General features: G+C 70.7%; 13 protein-coding genes. 3 read left to right on the top strand and 10 right to left on the bottom strand.

Annotation, left to right across the window (positions count from 1 at the left end; genetic code table 11):
• The first annotated feature begins 197 nt into the window (after positions 1-197).
• Positions 198-434, top strand: coding sequence for a hypothetical protein (locus R2J75_RS11320; protein ID WP_316410179.1), 237 nt, complete (start codon positions 198-200; stop codon positions 432-434).
• Here R2J75_RS11320 and R2J75_RS11315 read toward each other — a convergent pair.
• Positions 412-870 carry a tRNA (cytidine(34)-2'-O)-methyltransferase gene (locus R2J75_RS11315; protein ID WP_316410177.1) on the bottom strand — a complete coding sequence of 153 codons (459 nt, stop codon included), beginning with the start codon at positions 868-870 and terminating at the stop codon, positions 412-414. The genes R2J75_RS11320 and R2J75_RS11315 overlap by 23 nt on opposite strands.
• A gap of 55 nt (positions 871-925) precedes the next feature.
• On the opposite strand from R2J75_RS11315, the gene R2J75_RS11310 reads away from it, so the two are divergent.
• Positions 926-1276, top strand: a complete 351-nt coding sequence (locus R2J75_RS11310; RefSeq protein ID WP_243332207.1) for a histidine triad nucleotide-binding protein — start codon at positions 926-928, stop codon at positions 1274-1276.
• Between the two features lie 7 nt (positions 1277-1283).
• The gene (gene nadC / locus R2J75_RS11305; protein ID WP_243332209.1) at positions 1284-2129 is read left to right on the top strand and encodes a carboxylating nicotinate-nucleotide diphosphorylase; all 846 of its coding nucleotides are present in this window, start codon (positions 1284-1286) and stop codon (positions 2127-2129) included.
• Positions 2130-2137: 8 nt separating this feature from the next.
• Here nadC and R2J75_RS11300 read toward each other — a convergent pair whose 3' ends face one another.
• The 9 genes from R2J75_RS11300 to R2J75_RS11260 form a co-directional block, all read right to left on the bottom strand.
• The gene (locus R2J75_RS11300; protein ID WP_316410174.1) at positions 2138-3466 is read right to left on the bottom strand and encodes a metal-dependent hydrolase family protein; all 1329 of its coding nucleotides are present in this window, start codon (positions 3464-3466) and stop codon (positions 2138-2140) included.
• Between the two features lie 96 nt (positions 3467-3562).
• Positions 3563-3940 carry a response regulator gene (locus R2J75_RS11295; RefSeq protein WP_243332213.1) on the bottom strand — a complete coding sequence of 126 codons (378 nt, stop codon included), beginning with the start codon at positions 3938-3940 and terminating at the stop codon, positions 3563-3565.
• Positions 3937-4803: a CheR family methyltransferase gene (locus R2J75_RS11290; protein ID WP_316410172.1), complete on the bottom strand. Its 867-nt coding sequence runs from the start codon at positions 4801-4803 to the stop codon at positions 3937-3939. The genes R2J75_RS11295 and R2J75_RS11290 overlap by 4 nt, the downstream gene beginning before the upstream one ends.
• Positions 4800-5924 carry a chemotaxis-specific protein-glutamate methyltransferase CheB gene (gene cheB, locus R2J75_RS11285; RefSeq protein WP_316410166.1) on the bottom strand — a complete coding sequence of 375 codons (1125 nt, stop codon included), beginning with the start codon at positions 5922-5924 and terminating at the stop codon, positions 4800-4802. The genes R2J75_RS11290 and cheB overlap by 4 nt, the downstream gene beginning before the upstream one ends.
• A gap of 92 nt (positions 5925-6016) precedes the next feature.
• Entirely contained in the window at positions 6017-8863 is a 2847-nt protein-coding gene (locus R2J75_RS11280) for a methyl-accepting chemotaxis protein (protein ID WP_316410164.1), read from the bottom strand.
• A 57-nt stretch (positions 8864-8920) separates the two neighbouring features.
• Positions 8921-9373 carry a chemotaxis protein CheW gene (locus tag R2J75_RS11275; RefSeq protein ID WP_243332220.1) on the bottom strand — a complete coding sequence of 151 codons (453 nt, stop codon included), beginning with the start codon at positions 9371-9373 and terminating at the stop codon, positions 8921-8923.
• A complete protein-coding gene (locus R2J75_RS11270; protein WP_316410161.1) occupies positions 9370-12069 on the bottom strand; it encodes a chemotaxis protein CheA in 2700 nt (899 codons plus the stop codon). The genes R2J75_RS11275 and R2J75_RS11270 overlap by 4 nt, the downstream gene beginning before the upstream one ends.
• Before the next feature lies 1 nt (position 12070).
• The gene (locus R2J75_RS11265) at positions 12071-12385 is read right to left on the bottom strand and encodes an STAS domain-containing protein (protein WP_243347012.1); all 315 of its coding nucleotides are present in this window, start codon (positions 12383-12385) and stop codon (positions 12071-12073) included.
• 69 nt (positions 12386-12454) lie between these two features.
• A complete protein-coding gene (locus R2J75_RS11260) occupies positions 12455-16204 on the bottom strand; it encodes a response regulator (protein WP_243332227.1) in 3750 nt (1249 codons plus the stop codon).
• Between the last annotated feature and the right edge of the window lie 25 nt (positions 16205-16229).

Here is a 16229-nt window from a genome sequence, read left to right as displayed (position 1 = left end):
CCGCGGAGGAGCCCCGGCCCTTGGCGCAGCGCTTGGGTTTCCGCTTCGAAGCGGGAAGCCCTGGGACAGGCCGGGCCTGGAAGCGGGGACGCCGGGCCTTCCCAACCCTTTGGCCCTCACCGGCGGCTCAACGTTTCTCCCGGCCGGCGGGTCCATCCTGGACACCGGCCGTCCGGCCCCGCCCGAAAGGCAGTCCCATGCCCCTCCGAACCCTGCTCCGCGGCATCGTCCTCGCCTTCGCCGCGACGGCGGCGGCCTTGGGGGTGCGGGCGCCCCGGGGCGTTCGGACGGACGCTCCCCGGCGGGTCCGGGCCTCGGCCCGCCTCCAGGGTTGGGACCGGCGGCGGGGCCTGCGGGAGGCCCGGTTGCGGGCCGGGGAAGGCCTGCGGATCCTCGCCCGGCCCCGGGCCTTTACCAGGCCTCGATCTGTCTGAGGGCCTCGTAGAGGCCCACCGCCGCGGCCTGGGCCAGGTTCAGGCTCCGGTGGAAGGTGCCCCGCATGGGGATGCGCACGTGCCGGTCCGGGAGCTCGGCGAGGATCTCCGGTTCGAGGCCCTGGGTCTCCCGGCCGAACACGAGGCCGTCCCCCTCCCGCCAGGCCACGTCCGTGTGGCGGCGCTCCCCCTTGGTGGTGAAGAGCCACAGGGGCAGGTTGGGGTAGGCCGCCCGGAAGGCCTCCCAGCTGGCGTGGTGCTCGGGGGCCAGGCGCTCCCAGTAGTCCAGCCCCGCGCGGCGCAGGTAGTAGTCGGAGGTATCGAAGCCCAGGGGGTGGATCAGGTGCAGCCGGGTGTCGGTGGAGACGCAGAGGCGCCCGATGCTGCCGGTGTTCTGGGGGATCTCGGGGTGGACGAGGATGATGTGCAGGGCCATGCTCCATGATGGCATCCACGGCGCCCCGGGCGCACAATACCGTCCAGGAGGACCCATGGCCGACAGCAATTGCATCTTCTGCGCGATCGCGGAGGGGCGCATCCCCGCGACGATCGTCCACCAGGACGCGGACGTGGTGGCCTTCAAGGACATCGCCCCCCAGGCCCCCGTCCACCTCGTCCTGGTGCCCCGGGAGCACTTCGCCGGCCTGAACGAGCTCACCCCGGACCGGGCCCGCCTCGTGGGCCGCATCGCCCTGGTGGCCAAGGAGCTGGCCGAGGCCCAGGGTTGCGCGGCGAACGGCTGGCGGCTCGTTTCCAACTGCGGTCCCGACGCGGGCCAGACCGTGTTCCACCTGCACTTCCATGTGCTGGGCGGACGGCCCATGGCCGGCAAGATGGTTTAATGGAGCCATGCACAACCCGCCCCACCCCCTGACCTACCTGGACGCCCTCAAGGCCTTCCTGCGGGAGGACTGGGGCACCCAGGACTGGACGACGGCGGCCGTGCCGGACCGCCCCATGGCGGCCCGGGTCGTGGCCAAGCAGGACCTGACCGTGGCGGGGCTCCCCGTGGCGCGGGAGGTGCTCCTGGCCGTGGACCCGGCCCTGCGCGTGGACCTCCCGGCCCGGGACGGCGACCGCCTGCGCCCCGGCGACGAGGCCCTCCGCATCGAGGGCTCCAGCCGGGCCATCCTCATGGCGGAGCGGGTGATGCTCAACCTCCTCCAGCGCCTGTCGGGGACGGCCACCCTCACCCGGGCCTTCGCGGACGCCGTGGCCGGGACCGGCGCGCGCATCCTGGACACCCGCAAGACGACCCCCGGCCTCAAGGTGCTGGAGAAGTACGCGGTGCGCTGCGGCGGCGGCTTCAACCACAGGCTGACCCTGGGGGACGGGATCCTCATCAAGGAGAACCACATCGCGGCCGCCGGCGGCATCGGGCCCGCGGTGGCCCGGGCCCGGGCCGTGGCGCCCAGCCTCGTGCGCATCGAGGTGGAGGCCGAGACCCTCGACCAGGTCGCCGAGGCCATGGGGATCCCCGAGGTGGACGGCATCCTCCTGGACAACATGAGCGTGGACCGCATGGCCGAGGCCGTCGCCCTCCGGATCGCCCAGGGCAGCCGGGTCTTCCTGGAGGCCAGCGGCAACATGTCCCTGGAGCGGGCCCGGCCCGTGGCCGAGACCGGGGTGGACTACCTCAGCGTCGGCGCCCTCACCCACAGCGCCCCCGCCGCCGACCTCAGCCTCCGCTTCTGACGGGCGCCCTACAGGGCGTTCTTGTGGATCCTCCCGTCCTTCATGATCACCTTGAAGTTCTTCCGGGGATCCGCGATGACCTTCAGGTCCGCGAGGGGGTTCCCGTCCACCAGGAGGAGGTCCGCCAGCGCGCCCTCCTTCACCACCCCCAGCGCGCCGGGGTAGGGGTTGCGGGGGCCGCTCAGGGCCAGGAGTTCGGCGTTGGTGGCCGTGGCCATGGTGAGGGTCTCCGCCGGGGTGAACCAGCGGGTCATCTTGGCCAGCTGCGCGTTCTGGCGCGCCGCCAGGCGCGGGTCGAAGAGCACGTCGGTCCCCCAGGCGAGGCGGAGCTTGAAGCGCTTGGCCAGGGCGTAGGCCGTGTCCGTGCCCCGGTGCATGGCCAGCATCTTGAGCTGGTTGTCGGAGCCCGGCGGGAACGGGGCCGCGTCCTCGTCGTCCAGGAAGGGCTGGAGGCAGAGCCAGATGTCCTTTTCCGCCATGAGGCGGGCGGTGGCCTCGTCCATGAGCTGGCCGTGGTCGACGCACTTCACCCCGCCGCGGATGGCGGTCTGGATGGCCCGGGGGGTGTAGGCGTGGACGGTGACGTACGTGCCCATGTTCTCCGCCGCCTCCACCGCTGCGCGGATCTCGGCCTCGGTGTACTGGCTGGCGTCCAGGGGATCGTAGTTGGAGGCGACGCCGCCGCCCGCGGCCAGCTTCAGGAAGACCGAGCCGCGCATGAGCTGCTCCCGGGCCCGCAGCCGCACCTCGTCCGGGCTGTCCGCGAGGGCGGAGGCGCCCGTCACCTCGGCGTGGCTCAGGGGCGCGCCGGGGGCCCGGGGCACCTCGTAGGGGAACCGGAAATCGCCGTGGCCACCCGTCTGGCTGATCATGGCGCCGGCCACCCAGATGCGGGGGCCTTCCACGAGGCCCGCGTCGATGGCCTGCTTGAGGCCGATGGCCGGGCCCGCGAGGTCGCGGACGCTGGTGAACCCGCGCAGGAGGGTCTCCCGGGCCTCCCAGCCCGCCAGGAGGTACAGGTAGCCCTGGTCGGCGACGAGGGAGAGGCTCTGGGGCACGGCGGCCATCATGCTGTGCCAGTGGGCGTCGATGAGGCCGGGCATGAGGGTCCGCCCCCCGCCGGCGATCACCTGGGTCCGGGCGCCCGGGTCCACGGGGATGGGCGTCGTGGAGATGCGCGCGATGCGGTTGCCCTTCACCAGGACGTGGGCGGGCGCCGACAGGGCCGGGCTGCGGCCGTCGAAGATCCGCACGTCCTGGAAGAGCACATGGGGGACCTCCTGGGCGAGGGCCGGCAGGACGGCGAGGGCGAAGGCGAGCAGGGCGCGGCGAGGCATGGCACCTCCGGACTGGATGGGGATGCCCCCATCCTACGCTCGCTGGCTCGGTTTTTCCTCGGGAATCAAGGGATTCCCGGGGGCCCGGCAGGGCCCTCAGAACTCGGAGGCCCCCAGGGTGTCGGCGATCTTGGCGGCGAGGTCGTCGTGGGTGAAGGGCTTGGTGACGTAGTTGGCCGCGCCGGCCCGCACGGCCTGGATGATGCGCTGCCGGTCGCTGTCGGTGGTCACCATCATCACGGGGACGTTGCGGGTGCGTTCATTGGCCTTGATGGCCTCCAGGGCGCTGATGCCGTCCATGCCGGGCATGTTGATGTCCATGATCACCAGGGCCACGTCCGCCACGTTCTGCTCCAGGACGGCGATGCCATCCTCGCCGGTCCCGGCCTCCAGGAGGTCGTAGCCCAGCATGCCGACGACGCGGCCGATGATCTTGCGCATGGTCGCGGAATCGTCCACGGAAAGGATCTTCATGGGGCGCCTCCCGGATTCTGGGGCTCGCAGCGGTAGTAGAGGCCTCCGCCGTGGGTGAGGGGCAGGAATTCGTCGGCGATGCCGCGCAGCGATTCGACGGCGCTCACCAGGAGGTGCCCGCCCGGGCCCAGGAGCCGTGCGAGGCCCTGGAAGATCCGGCGCTTGAAGTCGTCGGCGAAGTAGATGGTGACGTAGCGGCAGAAGACGATGTCCATGCGCCCCAGGGGCTCCATGGAATCCTGCAGGTTGAACTTCCGGAAGGAGATCATGGCCTTGACGTCGTCGTTGACCTTCCAGACCTGGCCGTCCGGGTGGAAGTACTTCCGTTTCATGTCGTCGGGCAGGCCGCGGCGGATGGCGTTCTCGTCGTAGCGCCCGGCCTTCGCCAGGAAGAGGGCGGAGGGGGAGATGTCGGAGGCGATGATCTCGAAGTGGCCCGGCTGGAGTCCCGGGGTCCGCTTGCAGAACTCCTGGATGGTCATGGCGATGCTGTAGGGCTCCTGGCCCGTCGAGCAGGCCGCGGACCAGATCCGGACCCGGAACCGGTTCCCCTTGAGGATCTCCTCGGCCAGGGGCGGCAGGAGCTGCTCCTCCAGGATGGAGAAGGGGTGCTGGTCCCGGAACCAGAGGGTCTCGTTCGTGGTCATGGCGTCGATGACCTGCTCCCGGAGCTGGGGGGAGTCGCCGCCCTTGGCCAGGCGGTAGAAGCTGCCGAAATCGGTGCAGCCGTGCTGGACCATGAGCCCGGCCAGGCGCGTCTCGATCAGGTAGGCCTTCTCGTCGCCCAGGCAGATGCCGCAGTGCTCCTGGATGTAGTCGCGGATGAGGCGGAACTCGGCGGCTGTGATGGATTCGGGACTCATGCGGACCTCCCGGAGCCGACAAGGTAGGCGATGCGGGGCGCGAGGCGGGGCAGGGGGACCTGCTCGTCGGAGAGGCCGGCCTCGTCCACGGCCATGGGCATGCCGTAGACGACGCAGGTGTCCTCCGTCTGGGTGAGGACGTGGCAGCCCTGGCGCTTCATGGCGCGCACCCCCTCGCAGCCGTCGGAGCCCATGCCGGTCATGACGACCCCCAGGATGGTGCCGCCGAAGTGGGCCGCCACGGAGCGGAAGAGCACGTCCACCGAGGGGCGGCAGCTGTTCTCGGGCGGGTTGTCGTTGAGGCCGATGATGGGCGGCCCCTCGGGCCCCCCCATGCGGCGGATGGTCATGTGGCGGCCCCCCGGGGCGATGTAGACCCGGTTGGGCAGGACGGGCTCGCCCTCCACGGCCTCGGCCACCCGGAGGCGCGAGGTCTTGTCCAGGTGCTCCGCCAGGCTCGCCGTGAAGAAGGGCGGCATGTGCTGGACTACGAGGACCGGGACGCCCAGGTCCGCGGGCAGGTTGGGAATGACCTCCGCCAGGGCGTTGGGGCCCCCCGTCGAGACGCCGATGGCCACCACGTCGAAGCGGCTGGGGCGGGGCCCCTGCCGGCGGGAGGGCTGGGGCGGGGCCGGGGCGGAGGGGGCCGCCGCTGGGGCCGGCTCCGGGTCGCGGCGGATGGGCGGCAGGGTGACGGGGCTCCGCAGGTTGAGGCGCGTCTGGACGTGGCGCAGCAGGGGGCGCAGCACGTCCCGGAGCTCCGCGCGGCTGGCCTCGGCGTCGGCGCCCTCGGGCTTGCGCACGAACTCGAGGGCGCCCAGGGCCAGGGCGTCCAGGGTGCTGGACGCGGCGGCGGACGTGGTGCCGCTGATCATGATGACGCTGGTGTCCGGGTGCCGGGCCCGGAGGAGGCGGAGGGTCTCCAGGCCGCTCAGGTCCGGCATCACCGCGTCCAGGAGCACGAGGTCCGAGGGCGCCTGGTCCAGGCGGGCCAGGGCCAGGCGCCCGCTGGGACAGGCCGAGACCTCCGCATCGGGCTGGACGGACTCCACCACCTCCGTGAGGATGCGCCGGTAGACCGCGGTGTCGTCCACGATGAGGATGCGGAGCTTGGGGATCATATGGCCTATAAGATAGCGGAACGGCCCAGAAAAAAACCGCCCGGGAGGGGAAAAGTCGGCTCCGGGGGCCGGGGCCCCCGGAGCCCTTCAGCCTACAGCTTGAACCGGGCCACGCTCTGCTGGAGCTTTTCGGCCAGACGGGCGAGCTCCTTGGCGGCGTTGTTGGTGTCGCCCGCGCCGCGGGTGGTCTCCCGGGCGGCGCCGCTCACCAGGGCCACGTTGCGGCTGACGTCGTTCATGCCCTTGGAGGCCTCCCCGGCGTTCTTGGCCACGTCGGTGGCCCCGAGGGCCAGCTGGTTGATGTTGCGGCTGATGTCCGTCACCCCCTTCACGGCTTCCTGGACGTTGCGGGAGACCTCGTTGGTGCCGATGGCCGCCTGCTGGACGTTCCGGGCCACATCCTGGGCGCCCCGGGCCGCGTAGCCCACGTTCTTGGAGATCTCGTTCGTGGTGGCGGTCTGTTCTTCCACCGAGGCCGCGATGTTGGCCGAGATGGCGTTGATCTCGCCGATCACCTGGACGATCTCGTCGATGGCCTTGATGGCCTGCTGGGTGTTCCCCTGCATGTCCTCCACCTGGGCGCGGATCTCCTCGGTGGCTCCGGCCGTCTGCTTGGCCAGTTCCTTCACCTCGTTGGCCACCACCGCGAAGCCCTTGCCCGCCTCGCCCGCGCTCGCCGCCTCGATGGTGGCGTTGAGGGCGAGGAGGTTGGTCTGGGCCGCGATGCCCTTGATCATGTCCACCACCTTGCCGATCTCCTGGGCCGAACGGCCCAGCTTGTTCACGGTCTCGGCGGTGTTGGTGGCGCTCTTGGCGGCCTTGCCGGCCACGGTGGCGGCCTGGCCCGAGTTCTTGGAGACCTCGTTGAGGCTGACGCTCATCTCCTCGATGGCGGTGGCCACCGTGTTGACGGAGGAGGTCATCTGCTCCGTGGAGGCGGCGATGGTCTTCATGTTCGAGGACATCTGCTCCACGGCGGCGCCCACGGTCTGGAGGTTGGCGCTCACCTCCTCGGAGGCAGAGGCCACGGTGTTGGCGTTGGCGCTCATCTCCTCCACCCCGGCGGCCATGTTCTTCACGTTGGCCGAGGCCTGTTCGGTGCCCGCGGCGGCCGTGTTGGCCTGCTGAGTCATCTGTTCCGCGCTGCCGCTCATGGTCGCGGAGGTCGCGGTCAGCTCGTCGGCGGAGCTGGCCAGGGTGTTGCTGGCGCCGCTGATGTCCGTGAGGGTCTGGGCCAGCTTGGCGGCCGTGTTGTTCACGGCGTTCCGGAGGGCCTGCAGGTCGCCCCGGTACTCGTTGGTGATGCGGGCGGTGAGGTCGCCCTGCTCCATGGCGCCCATGACCCGCTGGACCTCGTTGATGGGCTTGATGACGCCGTCGAGGGTGTCGTTGACCCCCTGGACGATCTTGCGGAAGTCGCCCTGGTGGCGGGTGGCGTCGGCGCGGGTGGCCAGCTTGCCGTCGGCGGCGGCCTGGCTGAGCATGGAGGCGTCGGCGATGAGGGCCTTCAGGTGGCCGCGCACTTCCTCGATGGTCTCGTTGATGAACACCTTCTTGCCGGGGAAGCGCTCCAGGGGCGCTTCGAAGTTGCCCTTGCCGAACTCGGACACGCAGGCCATGGCCTTCTTCTTCACCGCGATGTGGCCGAAGACCATGTCGTTCAAGCCGTTGGCCATCTGGCGGTAGGCGCCCTCGAACTGGGCGGCGTCCATCTTCACATCGATGTCGCCGGCGTCGTGCTGGGCCGACATGTGGTTCATCTCGCGGATCAGGCCGTCCAGGGCCGCGACGCACTTGTTGAGGTTGACCTTGATGGTGTTGAAGTCGCCGTTGTAGCTGTCGGTGATCGCCGGGGGGATGTCGCCGCGGCTGATGCGGTCCACATAGCCGGCCGCGACGTTGAGGGGGCCGATGACCGCGTCCAGGGTGTCGTTGACGCCCTGGACGATGCGGCGGAACTCGCCGTGGTGGCGGCTGACGTCGGCGCGGGTGGCCAGCTTGCCGTCGACGGCCGCCTTGCTGAGCATCGCGGCGTCCTCGACGAGGGCCAGGAGGTTCGCGCGGACCAGCTTGAGGGCCGGGGCGATCTCGTCCTGGGCGTCGGAGGCGGTCCATTCGCGGGCCAGGTCGCCCTTGGCGATCTGCTGGAGACCCACGACCATGCCCTGGAGATCGGCGGCGAAGGCGTCCATGGCCTCGGCCAGCTGGCCGATCTCGTCCTTGCGGTCCATCTTGAGGCGGATGGAGAGGTGGCCCTTGGCCATCTCCTTCATCATCTCCACGCCCTTGGCCATGGGCTGGGTGATGGAGCGGGCGATGACCACGCCGAGGGCGATGCCGAGGGCGGCCCCCAGGAGCATCAGGAGCTGCATGGTGTGGATGGTGGCGTTGGCGTTGGCGGTGACCTCGTCCGTGGTCTTCTTCGCCAGGTCGATCTTGGTGCCCAGCACTTCGGCTTCGCACTTGTTCAGCGCCTGGACCTTGCCGAAGTTGTCGCCGTAGAGGAGGTCCTCGGCCTGGGCCTTCTTGCCGGAACGGATGAGCGAGAACACCTGGCGGTTGGATTCGAGGCTGGCCGCCTTGGCGTCCTCGTACCGGGCCCAGGCGGCCCTGCCCGCGTCGGTGAGGAAGGAGGCCTTGACCTTCGCCTCGGCCTTGCGCGAGAGGTCCGCCAACTCGTCGTAGCGCCGCTGGAAGCGCTCCATGTCCCCGGAGATGTAGGCGTCGCGCATGTTCACCCGGAGGCGCTGGTTGTACTGGACGACGTCGCCCATGTCGGCGATGGGGGTGAGCATCTTGTCGTGCATCCGCTGGTTGTCCTCGTCGGCGGAGCGGAGCTTGAGGGCGCCGAAGGTGCCCACGACGATCGTGACCAGGGCGGTGAGCACGAAGGAGGCGATGAGTTTCGGCCCCATCTTGATGTTGTCGAGGAATTGCATGGCGTATCTCCTGGCAGGAAGGGAAGGGCGGGTTCGAAGGCCGTCGGGATGCCGGACTCAGCCGGTGGTCATGAGTTCCTGGAGGTTGAGGAGGACGAGGAGGCCGGCGTCGGTCTTCAGGACCCCGGACAGGAACCGCTCCTCGGCGCCGGACAGGTTGGCGGGGGGCGCCTCGGCCAGGGCCACGTCGGCCTCCACGACGTCGCCGATGGCGTCCACGAGGAGGCCCAGGATGTCCTGGCCCCCGCCGTTGCCCTTGTCCTGGGCGCCGGCGCCGTGCTTCAGGATGACGATGTGGCTGGAGTCCTTGACGGGCCTGGCCTGCTGGCCGAGGCGCACCGCCAGGTCGAGGATGGTGACGATCTGCCCCCGGAGGTTGATGAGGCCCCGCAGGTGGGCGTCGGACCGGGGCACGGGGGTGATGCTGGAGACCCGGATGATCTCCCGGACCCGGAGGATGTCCAGGCCGAAGAGGTGGTCGCCCACGTTGAAGGTCGCGAACTGGGTCATGCGGCACCTCCGGCCAGGCCCGCCGAGCGCAGGAGGTCGATGGGATCGAGGAAGAGGGTCAGGTGGTCCTGGACCACGGCCGATCCGAGGAGGCCGGGGCCCTTGAACTCGACGGGCTTGAGCTCCACCTCCACGTCCAGGGCGTCCAGGATCTCGCTGATGAGGATCCCCGCCGGCGGCCGGGCCGTCGAATCCTGGCCCGGGACCTTGGGAATGACGAGGAAGAGTTCCTGGAGGGCGGCGTCCAGGGGCCGCACGTCCAGGTGCTGGTCCAGGCGCACGAGGGGCAGGCCCTCGCCCCGGTACTCGATGTACTCCCGGTCCCCGATGTGCTCGATGCGCCCCAGGAGGATGCGCTCGAGGCGGAGGACGTGGTCCTGGGGCACGGCGAAGCGTTCGCCGCGGGCCCCCTCGAAGAGGATGACGGAGCGCCGGCGGCTGGCCTTGAGGGCGGCGTGGCGGCGCTCCTCCTCCGCGCGCCGGAGCTCCTCGGCCTGGAGGTCCGTGAAGTGGAGCTGGGAGGCCGCGGCGACGCCGCCGGCGTCCAGGATCATGATCACGCGGCCGTCGCCGAGGATCGTCGCCCCGGAGAAGCACTTGGTGTTCTGGATGAAGCTGGAGAGGGGCTTGACGACGATCTCCTCGATGTCGAAGAGCTCGTCCACGATGATCCCGTACTGGTTCTTGCCGACCCGGAGGACGATGATGTTGTAGTCGCTCCGCCAGTCCTTGCGGCGGTCCTCGCCGCGGCCGGCGGGAACCTCCTCCGCCTCCCGCCGGTCGGCGATGGCGTTGCGGCGGTCGGGCAGGGGCTCCCCGGTGCCGGGGTCCTGGTAGGTCCGGGGGATGTCCAGGATGTCCGCGAGGCGCACCAGGGGCAGGAGCTGGTCCCGCAGGCGGAGCACCAGGGCGCCCTGGACCTGCTCGATCCGCTGGGCGACCTCGCTGGCCTTCACCCACACGAACTCCACCACGTTCACCTGGGGGATGGCGAACCGGTGCTCGGCCACCCCCACGATCATGGAGGGGATGATGGCCAGGGTCAGGGGCAGGCGCAGGCGCACCGTCGTGCCCATGCCCACCTCGGTCTCCACCTCCACGTGGCCGCCCAGCTTCTCCACGTTGGTGCGGACGACGTCCATGCCCACGCCGCGGCCCGAGATGTCCGAGACCTGCTCGGCGGTGCTGAAGCCCGGCGCGAAGATGAGGTGGACGATCTCCCGGTCGGTCATCTCGGCGGCCTGGGCCTTGCTGACGAGGCCCTTGGCGAGGGCCTTGTCGAGCACCTTCCGGGCGTCGATGCCGCGGCCGTCATCGTGGACGGCGATGTTGATCTGGCCGCCCTCGTGGTAGGCGTGGAGGTGGATGACCCCGGTGGGGTTCTTGCCGGCCCGCTTGCGGTCGGCGGGGGTCTCGAGGGCGTGGTCGGCGCAGTTGCGGATGATGTGGGTCAGCGGATCGACCAGCATCTCGACGATGGACTTGTCGAGCTCGACCTCGGCCCCCTCGATCTGGACCTCGATCTGCTTGGAGAGCTGCCGGCTCATGTCCCGGATGATGCGGGGGAACCGGTTGAACACCGTGCCGATGGGCTGCATGCGGGTCTGCATGATCCCCTCCTGCATCTCGGTGGTCACCTGGTTCACGTTCTGGAGGATGGCCCCCAGGCCCGGGATCTCGTGGCGGTAGTCGTTGATGGCCCGGACCAGCTGGTTCCGGCCGAGGACGAGTTCCCCGGCGAGGTTCATCAGGTTGGTGAGGAGGTCCACCCGGACCCGGAGGGTCTCGTTGGCCGTGTCCTTGGCGCCCTCGCGCGGGGTCCGGGCCTCCGCCTCGGCCTCGACCAGGGCCTCGGCCGGCGCCTCCGGGGCGGCGGGGGCCGGCGGCGGCGCGGGGGCCGGGGCCTTCTCGGCCTTGGGCCGGGCCTTGAGGCTCTCCTTGAGGGCCTTCACCTCCAGGACCTTCACCTGGTCCGTGGGGAGCTTGAGGGCCATGGCGGCCAGGTCGGGCTCCAGCACCGTCGCGAAGAGGAGGGTGACGGGCAGGTCCTGCTCCAGGCAGTGCTCCAGGTCGGCGATGGCCTCGATGTCGATGAAGGCGTCGAGGCAGGTGCCGACGGACAGCGCGTTGTTGAGGAAGGCCAGGGGGGCCAGGCCCTGGTCGCGGATGTCGCGGTGCAGGTAGGCCACCGCCCGGAAGAGGTTCATGCCCCGTTTCAGGGCGCTGCGCACGCTCTCCGCGTCCAGGTCGAAGTCGCGCTTGGTGCCCTTCTCCCGGCCCTTCACGGTCTCGCCGAGGTTCACGCCCTGGCCGCCCAGGATGGCCTCCAGGGCCGCCAGCTCCTTGGCGAAGGGGACGTCGTCGCTGGCGTGGATGTCGTCCAGCATGGCCCGGAGCCTGTCCACCCCGGTGAAGAGGCAGTCCATGAGGTCCGGGGTGGGCTGGAGCTTCCCGTCCCGCACCAGCATCAGGACGCCCTCCATGGCGTGGCTGAGCTTCTTGAGGGACTCGAAGGAGAAGAACCCGGCCCCGCCCTTGAGGCTGTGGATCGCCCGGAACACCCGGTTGATCACCTCCTGGCTCACCTTCGCGCCCAGGTCCTCCATGGCCAGGAGGTCGGGCTCCACCACGCTGAGGTGCTCCCGGCTCTCGGCCACGAATTCGGCGATGATGCTTTCGTCGGCCAGGCTGACCATGTCAGCGCTCCTGGATGGGGAACAGCTTGGGCAGGCTGAAGAGCTTGAACACCCGCATCAGGTCGGGATTGGCCCCCTCGACCCGGAAGGCGATCTTGCGCTGCTGGCAGGTCTTGAACAGGCCGAGGATGAGGGTGATGCCCAGGGAGTCCACCACGTCGGCCCCGGCGAGGTCCAGGACGGCCTCGGCGCAGGGGGTCGCGAGGGCCTCCATCGCGGCCCGCCGGCGATCCTCGACGGTGCTGGCCACCAGGTTGCCGCCCGCGGCGATGCGGATGGTGCCCGGGGCGGCGGGAGCGGGATTGTTCGAAGCCATCGGTTCCTCCGGATCAGGGAGCGGTGAGGACGAGGGGGAGGTCGGATTCATGTCAACCAGCCAGGGAAGTTATTTGAAAATCATGCTGAGCTCGCCGCCGGTCATGGCCACCTGGCCCGCGAAGTGCCGGATCAGGGGGATGCCCCGGCCCCGCTCGGACTGGGCCGTGTCGGGGGGCTGGTGGGCCTGCAGGTCGAAGCCGGGGCCTTCGTCCACCACGCCGATCTGGACGGCGCCGGAGGGCAGGCGGGTGGCCCACAGCCCGAAGAGGGCCGCGGGGTCCGCCCCGTTGCCGTGGAGGACGGCGTTGGACAGGGCCTCCCGGACGGCGAGGAGGGTGTCGAAGTGCTGGGAGGCGGAGGCATCCGGGTTGCCGAGCCACTGAGCGAGGGCGTCGCAGGCCCGGTCGATGGCGCCCGCGTCGGAGGGGAGGCACTGGGCGAAGGCGCCCGGGCCGAGGTCGAGGGGGGGCTGCTCCAGGGCCACCACGAGGAGATCGTCCCCGAAGGTGCCGCCGGCATGGGTCCGGGCCGCCTCCGACACCAGGTTGATGGCCTGGAAGATGTCGGCGGAGCGCAGGTTCTCCCAGATGGCCCCCGCCAGGTCCGAGAAGGGCTGGCCGCCGGGGCCGAGGGCGTCGAAGAACCCGTCGCTGCCCAGCAGCAGGCGGTCCCCGGGGGACAGCAGGAGGACCTTCTCTTCGATGAGGGGTTCGTCCAGGATGCCGAGGGGGGTGCCGTTCAGGGGCACGGCGCGGGTGCCCGAGAGGCCGCCCCGGTGCCAGAGGGCGTGGGGGATGCCGGCGTTGAGCAGGTGGACGCGGCCCGTGCCGGGGGCCCAGTGCCCGAATAGGCAGCAGATGGGGACCTCGGAAAAGGGGCCGGCCTGGATGGCCTTGTTGAGGCGGAAGGCCAGGCCGCGGAGGTCCAGGTCGCCGGTGATGAAGTTGGCGAGCATGCCCAGGTAGGCGGCGACGGCGTACGAGCTGATCACGGAGTGGCCCGCCACGTCCGCCAGGCAGAAGAAGATGGAGCCGTCGTCGCGCCGGAAGGCCCGGAACACGTCCCCGCCGGCGTCCGTGAGCGGCTCGGAGATGGAATAGATGGGCATGTCCCGCTCGGGGAGGGCCTCCATGGCGCGCTGGGCCATGCGCACGGCCTGGGCCGTCTCGTGGCTCCGCAGGTTCTTCAGGCGCGTGGCCTGGTCCGCGCAGAGGCGCTCCACGGTGGAGACCAGGAGGCGCGATTCGAAGGGCTTCGTGAGGAACTCGCTCACCTGGAGGTGGAGGGCCTCCTTCACCGATTCGGTGCTTTCCGAGGAGGAGAGCATGACCATGGGGATGGAGGGATCCAGGGTCCGGATCCGGCGGGCCAGGCCGAGCCCATCCAGGCGGGGCATGACGATGTCGGTGACCACCAGGGCGTAGCGGCCCGGATTGCGCTCGAAGAGCTCCCACCCCTCCTGGCCGTCGCGGGCCTCGTCCACCTTGTAGCCGGCCTTGACCAGCCAGCTGCGGAGCAGGGACCGGGTGGACTGGCTGTCCTCGGCCAGCAGGATGGCCGAGTCGCCCTCGTGGCGCGCGGCGGCCTCCAGGGCGGGGTCCGGCGCGGCCTTGGCGGGCGCGGCCCGCATCACCCGGCGCACGGCGTGGGCCATGTCGAGGATGGTGGAGGGCTTCAGGAGGACTTCGGCGAAGGGGGTGGACATTCCCTCCAGGGGCAGGGGGTCCTGGAAGGCCCCGGTGATGAGGATGGCGGGCAGGTCGGGCCGGATCCGGCGCACCTGCTGGGTCAGTTCCACCCCCGACATGCCCGGCATGGAGAGGTCCGTGATGAGGATGTCGAAGTCCTGGGCATGGTGCCGGATCTCCTCGAGGGCCTCGTGGGCGTCGGACCGGGCCGTGACCCGGTACCCGAGGAGCTGGAGCCCCTGCTTCCCGAGGGCGGCCAGGACCTCCTCGTCGTCCACGAACAGGACCCGCTCCGAACCGGTGGGGACCTCGTCCGGCGTCTCCTCCTGCGCGGCCCCCGGGCGGATGGCGGCGGGGATGGTGACGGTGAAGACGCTGCCCTTGCCCGGCTCGCTCCGGGCGGTGACGGTCCCCCCGTGGGCCGTGACGATGCCGTGGACCACGGAAAGGCCGAGGCCCTTGCCGGCGGCGCGCTCCTTGGTGGTGAAGAACGGCTCGAAGACCCGGTCCAGGGTCGCCGCGTCCATGCCGCAGCCGGTGTCCCGGAAGGTGAGCCTCGCCTCGTCCGGACCCCCCTCCAGGCCGATCTCCAGGACGCCGCCCGCGGGGAGCATGGCCTGGAGGGCGTTGATGGCGATGTTCATCACCACCTGGTGGATCTGGGCGCCGTTCCCGTTGATCCAGACGCCCGATTCGTGGCTGGCGCGGACCTGCACCGAGGGCGGGAAGGTGGACTTGATCAGGTGGACGGCCTCCTTGACCACGACGCTCAGGTCGAAGGGGATGAACTTCTCGTCCTGGGAGCGGCTGAAGGCGAGGATCTGCTTGTTCAGCTCCCGGGCGCGCATCACGGCCTGGTAGATCACCTGGAGCTTGAGGCGGATGGGGCTGCCCTCCGCCAGGTTCCACTCGATGAGCTCCGTGGCGCTGAGGATGGCGGTCAGGAGGTTGTTGAAGTCGTGGGAGATCCCCCCGGCGACCTCGCCCAGGGCCTTCATCTTCTCCATCTGCCGGAGGCTGCGCTCGGTATCGGCCTCCAGGGTCACGTCCCGCGCCACCACGACGGTGGAGGTGGGCCGGCCCGCCGGATCCCGGACCGGGGCCAGGGTGCAGTCGAGGACCTGGACGCCGCCCGCCACCGTCCGGGTCACCCGGCCCTGCCAGGGGAGGCCCCCCGTCCAGCATTCCGTGGGAATCCCGGGCAGGACCTCGCTCGCGGGGCGCCCCACGGACCGGGTGCGCGGATCCTCCGCCAGGGCTTCCATGGCTGGGTTGGCGTACGTGATGAGGCCCCCGAGGTTGGCGGTCATGATGCCTTCCGCGGCCTGGTCCACCGCCGCGGCCAGGCTCCCCTGGGAGGTCGCCAGGGCCCGGCTTTCGGTGACGTCGTTGAACAGGAGGGCGAACTGGCCGGGCGCGGGGCAGAAGGCGAGCCCGGAGAACACCCGCCCCCGGAGGCTGATGTAGTTGTCCAGGGCCGCGGGTTCCCCGGCCAGGCCCACCCGGCAGAACCGCTCGATCCAGACCGGGTCCAGGTCGGGCACCACCTCCCGGGCGGTGCGGCCGATCATCTCCTCCGACCGGAGCCCCGTGAGGCGCTCATAGGCCTTGTTCACCCGCAGCCAGCGGAAGTCGACGCCCCGGCCCGAGGCGTCCCGGATGGCCTCGTGGAGGCCGTAGGCCTCCACCATGTGGTCCAGCAGGGCCTCGTCCCCGGCCGGGGGCAGCGCCTCCGCGGCGGTGGGCGCGACGGGGCCGCGGTCCACGCGCTCCAGCTCCCGGCGCACGGCCTGGGGCAGGCGGTTGAGGCGGCCGAGGGACACGAAATCCCGTGCGCCCAGCCGGACCGCCCGGGCCACCATGTCCTCGTCCGAGGTGGGGCCGATGACGATGCAGGGCACGGTCAGGCCGCGCTCCTGGGCCTGGGCCAGCACCCAGGCGTAGCTGAGGCCGGGCAGGGCGTGGGCGCAGAGGAGGAGGTCCTGCCCGCCCCGGTCCAGGGCCCCCTGGACCTCGGCCGCGGTGGCCGCGGCCTCCCAGGTGAAGGCCAGGCCCGCCTCCCGGAGGACCTGGGCCAGGCGCTGGACCTGGAGTTCGCTCTGCTCGACGATGAGAAGCCGGAATGCCATGGAAGGGCCTGCCGCGGAAGCGCGT

The sequence above is a fragment of the Mesoterricola sediminis genome, assembly GCF_030295425.1.
GTDB classification, from domain to species: domain Bacteria; phylum Acidobacteriota; class Holophagae; order Holophagales; family Holophagaceae; genus Mesoterricola; species Mesoterricola sediminis.
The sequence above is the reverse complement of the archived record's forward strand: the minus strand, read 5'-3'. Positions and strand labels throughout refer to the sequence as shown.

What these genes read in the sequence shown, in the direction of transcription:
- R2J75_RS11320 (WP_316410179.1), top strand. Translation starts at nt 198, where the DNA reads ATGCCCCTCCGAACCCTGCTCCGCGGCATCGTCCTCGCCTTCGCCGCG.
- R2J75_RS11315 (WP_316410177.1), bottom strand. Translation starts at nt 870, where the DNA reads ATGGCCCTGCACATCATCCTCGTCCACCCCGAGATCCCCCAGAACACC.
- R2J75_RS11310 (WP_243332207.1), top strand. Translation starts at nt 926, where the DNA reads ATGGCCGACAGCAATTGCATCTTCTGCGCGATCGCGGAGGGGCGCATC.
- nadC (WP_243332209.1), top strand. Translation starts at nt 1,284, where the DNA reads ATGCACAACCCGCCCCACCCCCTGACCTACCTGGACGCCCTCAAGGCC.
- R2J75_RS11300 (WP_316410174.1), bottom strand. Translation starts at nt 3,466, where the DNA reads ATGCCTCGCCGCGCCCTGCTCGCCTTCGCCCTCGCCGTCCTGCCGGCC.
- R2J75_RS11295 (WP_243332213.1), bottom strand. Translation starts at nt 3,940, where the DNA reads ATGAAGATCCTTTCCGTGGACGATTCCGCGACCATGCGCAAGATCATC.
- R2J75_RS11290 (WP_316410172.1), bottom strand. Translation starts at nt 4,803, where the DNA reads ATGAGTCCCGAATCCATCACAGCCGCCGAGTTCCGCCTCATCCGCGAC.
- cheB (WP_316410166.1), bottom strand. Translation starts at nt 5,924, where the DNA reads ATGATCCCCAAGCTCCGCATCCTCATCGTGGACGACACCGCGGTCTAC.
- R2J75_RS11280 (WP_316410164.1), bottom strand. Translation starts at nt 8,863, where the DNA reads ATGCAATTCCTCGACAACATCAAGATGGGGCCGAAACTCATCGCCTCC.
- R2J75_RS11275 (WP_243332220.1), bottom strand. Translation starts at nt 9,373, where the DNA reads ATGACCCAGTTCGCGACCTTCAACGTGGGCGACCACCTCTTCGGCCTG.
- R2J75_RS11270 (WP_316410161.1), bottom strand. Translation starts at nt 12,069, where the DNA reads ATGGTCAGCCTGGCCGACGAAAGCATCATCGCCGAATTCGTGGCCGAG.
- R2J75_RS11265 (WP_243347012.1), bottom strand. Translation starts at nt 12,385, where the DNA reads ATGGCTTCGAACAATCCCGCTCCCGCCGCCCCGGGCACCATCCGCATC.
- R2J75_RS11260 (WP_243332227.1), bottom strand. Translation starts at nt 16,204, where the DNA reads ATGGCATTCCGGCTTCTCATCGTCGAGCAGAGCGAACTCCAGGTCCAG.